This is a genomic window from Candidatus Methylacidiphilales bacterium, assembly GCA_028713655.1.
GTDB lineage: Bacteria > Verrucomicrobiota > Verrucomicrobiia > Methylacidiphilales > JAAUTS01 > JAQTNW01.
In genome coordinates this window covers 1-5,196 of record JAQTNW010000075.1, presented here as the reverse complement: position 1 = coordinate 5,196, position 5,196 = coordinate 1, and the positions used below count along the sequence as shown (strand labels likewise).

Here is a 5,196-nt window from a genome sequence, read left to right as displayed (position 1 = left end):
GATCTCTGCCCTCTTGTTCAATTGTAATTCGTGATTAGTTTCGCTACTAATCCGGATTCCTCGTCTGCTTCTGAAACATAAACTCCATAAGCTCCTTATTCTGAAGCGGTTTTGCCAATTTCAGCTTTTAAGGCCCGGATCGCCCGCCGCACTTCTTCCGCCAAATGGGCCTGAGGCTTCACGTGCGGAAAGTCAAACCACGGCGTCAAGCCCAGGACATCCTGCAGCACCCGGATCTGCCCGCTGGTTTTCTTCCCCGACGCAATCCCAATCGTTGGAATTTTCAATGATTGCGTAATCTCGCCGGCAACATCCTCCACCACCGCTTCCAGCACGATCGAAAAAACACCGGCCTGCTCCAGCAGCAAAGCCTCCCGTTTCAGCCGCGCCACCTCGCCAAGCGTCTTCCCCTTTTTGTGGTAACCGCCTTCTTCGCGCACATGCTGCGGCAACATTCCCAAATGTCCCTGCACCGGAATCCCCTCGCCCAGCACCGCAGCGATCTGATTTAAAATTTCTTCGCCCCCCTCCATCTTCACCGCATCGGCGCCCGCATCGATCAGGGCTTTTGAATTCTTCACAGCGTCCCTGGCTGTCTCATAACTGCGATAGGGCAAATCAGAAGTCACCAGGGCCCGCTTGCGCGCACGGGCGACCGCTCCTGTGTGCCGGATCATATCCTCCATCGTTACCGCGATGGTATCGGGCAACCCCAGCACCACCATGCCCAGGCTGTCTCCCACATGCAGGATATCAACCCCCGCCTCGTCCAGATGCCGGGCCATGGGATAGTCGTATGCCGTTACCGACAGGATAGGCAGTGGAAGGCCCTGATCCCGGATTGCCTGCCACGTTATTCGATCTTGCGGCATATCTGATCACTCAGCTTTTCACGGCAGGACGCCAGCAGTTGTCCGGCTGTCTGTCCGGTCCCCGGAATGACCCGGTCGGGGGCAATCTCCGCCAACGGCTCCAGAACGAACAGGCGTTCCGCCAGCCTGGGATGCGGAAGAATGAGGCGGGATGTTTGCATTTCCAATTCGCCGGCATACAGGATATCCAAATCAATCGGGCGCGGCTCGTTGTGCGACCGCACATCCAGGCGGCCCTGCTCCCGCTCATATTGGTGAAACTGCTGCAGTAAATAGGAAACGCCATCGGCAAATTCAATCTCCGCAACGGCGTTTAGAAACTCCTCCGATCCAGGCGGGCAATCCACAGGCGCCGTGGCGTAATAGGAGGAAACACGCACTTCGGGTGACAGCGTGCGCAAATACGCAACGGCGGCATCCAGCGATTTCCTCCTGTCACCCAGATTCGATCCCAAAGCCACTCCAATTTTCACCCCGGAACCATAAACGGCTTGCGGGAAAGTAGAAACTGAAATTTTTTGGAGGATCGGACGAGATCACCGGGCTTTTATCCGGCAGCCGGCAGCGAATCAAACTCCCAAAAAATCTGCGGCAATCTGTGGAATCTGCGGATCAAAACAGTTTTCTCGCGCGAAGTTTTTTTTTCACAAGACAAAGCGTTTTGGATTCATTGTGGCATTCCGGGCTTCCAAAACACAGGGAAGCGCCGACGGCAAAAGTGCGGCGGCATGGGCAAGAGCTGTCAGGGAATCTGCAGTTCCGTCAGGAACATCGCCATGTCCCCAATCCCGGAATTCGAGATCCAAGGCTATGGGGGCCGCTTCACGCACCCTGCTGGAGCCGGTGGAGGAGTTCGTCGCGTGTCGATGCGTCCGGATACCTGTCTAATACGCGCCCCGAAATCCGTCAATGTCAACGTTGACCCCGAAACCTAGGGCGAATATGCCCTGAAGAAAAATGCCAGCGCAGTTGTGCGGCAACATGAAGAATGAGGGTTGCCGCGAGCACGGCCAAAATAATGGGCCATCCTGTTGCAATGACCATCACCATGCCCAGCACTGGCGCAAAGAACAGAAGAAAGAGAAACATCAATACTTCCATGTATAAATCCTAACGCATAAGCTTTGGATATTCCATTCAAATCACCCCGCCAAATCCATGGTCTGGAATCGATTCCCTCCCCCGAGGCGCCTGTGGGTGAAAGGAGGGCAACGCTTTGTGCGAGCCGCGCCGCGCGGATCATTTGGGTTGACTTATCAAGCCCTGATGAATTTTTGAAAATCTGATCCTCCGTGGTGGCGGAGGACATTCCAAGCTGGGAACCTTCTAATCTGTGGGCCATATCTGAGGAACCACGTTGCCGTTCTTGTCCCTTGGTGCCTCCGCGATCTCCTTGGCTTCCATTTCCATTCGCGTCTGGGCGAAGGACACCGGGTCTATCTTGTGGCCAGGGAAGGCTTCCTTGGCCCATGACTGCCGATCTTGTTTTGCCGGCGGGATTGATTTTTGCTCTTTCATTTATTTCTCCATACGCCCCGCTTTGGATTTGGTCAACGGGTATTTGTACTGCTTCTGGACTTGTAATCCACGCGCCCGCGCGGGGCGCGACGCCTTATGTTGGCTGTGAATGGGGTCAGCCCATGGGCTGACCCCTATAACATGCCTCATGCTCCATGCCGCGGGACTGGGCGGGCTTGGAAAGCAGGTCGGGATTTAAGACTTTTTGGAGCGAAGGTCCAACACTGGACGAGAGAATTTCACTCTGTCTGCGGAAAATGGAGGCAAATTCGTTACTTTGGCCATCTGCGCTTCCATCTGTGCGACGGATAATTTCGGAGACGGCTTCTGGCTGGCCATTCCGGGCATTTGAGCGCAGGGTTGGGTCATCGGTTTCACGATCTGGACGATACGCGTTTCTGCTTCCGGCGTCAACTGCCGACATAAATAATGATCCCTGGCCATCCTTAGGTTTTTGGTCAGGCACACCGAGATAGTCTTCTGCTTTTTTACGGACGGCGTCCAATATATCGCGGGTTGCCTGATCAATGTGCTGGGCTTTGAAAAGGTAGGCTTGCTTGTCGGTCTCAAGCTGTTTTTTCAGGCCATCGAAAGCAGCTTTGGCAGCGGGCGTGATACCATCCTCCAACCCGGATTTATCGCTCTTCAATAGTGCGGATTCAATGCCGTCGAGTTCGTCCAGAGCGGTGTTGATGTTTGCAATCTTATCGACATCGTTCGGGATGAACTCGTTCCAGGTATCAGGGTCGTTTTTATCGAAGTTATCGACAGCGTACTTGTAATCTTCCAGGTGACTTGTGTCGCGCACGGGCCATGAAGTAACGTCTTCCCGGTCAAAATTGTCCCTCGCTTCTTCCTTCGTGTCGCCTTGGGCTTTAAAGTCCAGTTTCACGGTCTCAGGATCGATTCCAACCCCGCCGGGGAAATCTTCTGCTGGAATGCCGGACCCCATCGAAAGAACGTCCTCGCGGCTCAATCCTTTTTCCGCAATGCGGGATCGGAGGGCGCGCAGCGTTTTCTCAATCCATCGGCTGCCCATCTCCCGGGCGCTGCTGTCCTTGTACCCCAGCGCCTCACCTATCTCCTGGCCGGTGGCGCCGTCCAGCAGCATTTTCGCAGTAGTGCGTGCCTGTTCGGGCAGTTTGTCTATTTCAGAGACGAGAATGCTTTTTGTTTCTCTGGAAATTGCTTTTTCAGTTGGGGTTGGCTGCTGAATCGCCGTCTGGTCTTGCAGAGGAGTCTTCGCTTCAGGATCAATTTTGGCATTTAAACTCAGTGGTTCGACGCCGCCTCCGCGCATATCCCGCCGGGATTTTCGGTATTCGCCAATCAGGTCCCGCCGCATTAACTGGCGTGCATACCCCTGGAACGGCACGTCTTGGTTTGGGTCCCAAGTCTGTGCTGCTTTCTGTAACGCCAGCAACGAAATCTGCCGCCGGTCGTTTTGATCTGTGCCAGGGATGTTCGTAAACCGGCTGGCCATGTAATCGGCCAGATTCTGGTTTTCGTGAAAGAGTTGTGCCGGGTTGGTACCTTCGGCTTTTTGTTCACGGTATGCCTTGTCCTTCTGTCCTGGATCGTTGGAATGGCGCTCCATTTCAAATCGCCGACGCAGTTCACCCAGGTCCATCTCAGTTTGAGCCGGGGGATCGAGCGTGGAAGTGGCCCCCATGGCCAAGCCGGAGTCTGCGCCTTCTGGTGGTAAATTGTTTTTCTCGCGCCATTCCTCGGTAAGCACATCCAAGTCGGGCTTGGGCATCGATTCGAGACTTTTGTACCCCATGGCATGGGCGGCAGATTTCAGAAACTTGGACTGACCCGACTGCTCAGCCTGTTTGCTTTCGCTGGCAGTTTCAGAAGTGGGAGTATTGACTTGATCTGGGAATAAACGATCTACTGCTTGGCGGGCGGCCTCAGTGCGCTGGCGCTGCCATGCCCCCTGGCTTGGCGCCCATTTAAACCCGTTTGACTTTAACTGGTCTCTGATATCCGCAGGCGGCTTGGAGTCGAAGAAAATCTGGATCCGGTTGAGGTTTTTATTTTCCTCGATTTTTCCGCCCTCGAATTCTCTGGATATTGGCGTTGCTTCCCGGTTGGCAATAATGCTGGGAATACGGGCCTGCATCCGGCGGATATTGGCCTGGTTGTTTGATAACTGATAATCTGCAAATCCAATCCGGCCGGCGTAGTCGGGTTTGAGTAATTGGCGGGCGGGCGCCTCGGATATCTTCAGCTCTGCTAATTTTGCCACCTTTTCGTCATCGCTGAGTTTCTTGTTGCGGATGATGGCATTGGCGGACTTCATGCGTTCTTGAACAGCCTTCGCGGCATCAATCTTCTGCTGTAACGCGTCTGTCGCGTCGGCGCGGTCTGCTGAAATAAAGCTCGGCGGCGTCGGGCTGACTTCCTCGCGCATGGCGTGTACGGCTCGTTGATCCCATGCTAGAAATTGGTTCATCCGGTTTTGGTAGGCGTCGCTTTTTTTATTCTGGCGGCGCGCCGGGAAATTAGAAGGTCCGGCAATCATGGAACTGAACAGTCCGGACCTGGACTGCAGCAACGAAATATAATTTTGTACGTAGCGTTCCCGGTATTGCTGGAATTCGCTCAGAGCGGCATGCTTCTCTGCGTCTGTTTCAGCCAACTTTTGCAGGCCGTCCCAAACTCTGTTCATGTGCCTGACATACTCGCGCTGTTCCATCCGGCCCCGGCGCTCTGGTGTCCAACTGGTTCCGTTGTGGGCGCTGATCGCGGTTTGGATGGGAATGTCATCCGGCTTCGCACCAGGAGCAGTGACGGTCTCGGG

At 54.6% G+C, this 5,196-nt stretch carries 5 protein-coding genes; all 5 read right to left on the bottom strand.

The genetic code is table 11. The features are described 5' to 3' along the window. Nucleotides 1-95: 95 nt before the first annotated feature. A complete protein-coding gene (gene panB / locus PHD76_14985) occupies nucleotides 96-872 on the bottom strand; it encodes a 3-methyl-2-oxobutanoate hydroxymethyltransferase (protein ID MDD5263146.1) in 777 nt (258 codons plus the stop codon). Next, a complete protein-coding gene (gene folK, locus PHD76_14980) occupies nucleotides 854-1,345 on the bottom strand; it encodes a 2-amino-4-hydroxy-6-hydroxymethyldihydropteridine diphosphokinase (protein ID MDD5263145.1) in 492 nt (163 codons plus the stop codon). Before folK ends, panB begins: the two co-directional genes overlap by 19 nt. A 439-nt stretch (nucleotides 1,346-1,784) precedes the next feature. Further along, nucleotides 1,785-1,973, bottom strand: a complete 189-nt coding sequence (locus PHD76_14975) for a hypothetical protein (GenBank protein MDD5263144.1) — start codon at nucleotides 1,971-1,973, stop codon at nucleotides 1,785-1,787. A 225-nt stretch (nucleotides 1,974-2,198) separates the two neighbouring features. Then, nucleotides 2,199-2,390, bottom strand: a complete 192-nt coding sequence (locus tag PHD76_14970; protein ID MDD5263143.1) for a hypothetical protein — start codon at nucleotides 2,388-2,390, stop codon at nucleotides 2,199-2,201. Between the two features lie 115 nt (nucleotides 2,391-2,505). Next, nucleotides 2,506-5,196 (bottom strand): sigma-70 family RNA polymerase sigma factor (locus tag PHD76_14965; GenBank protein MDD5263142.1); only part of this gene is annotated, 2,691 nt, incomplete at its 5' end.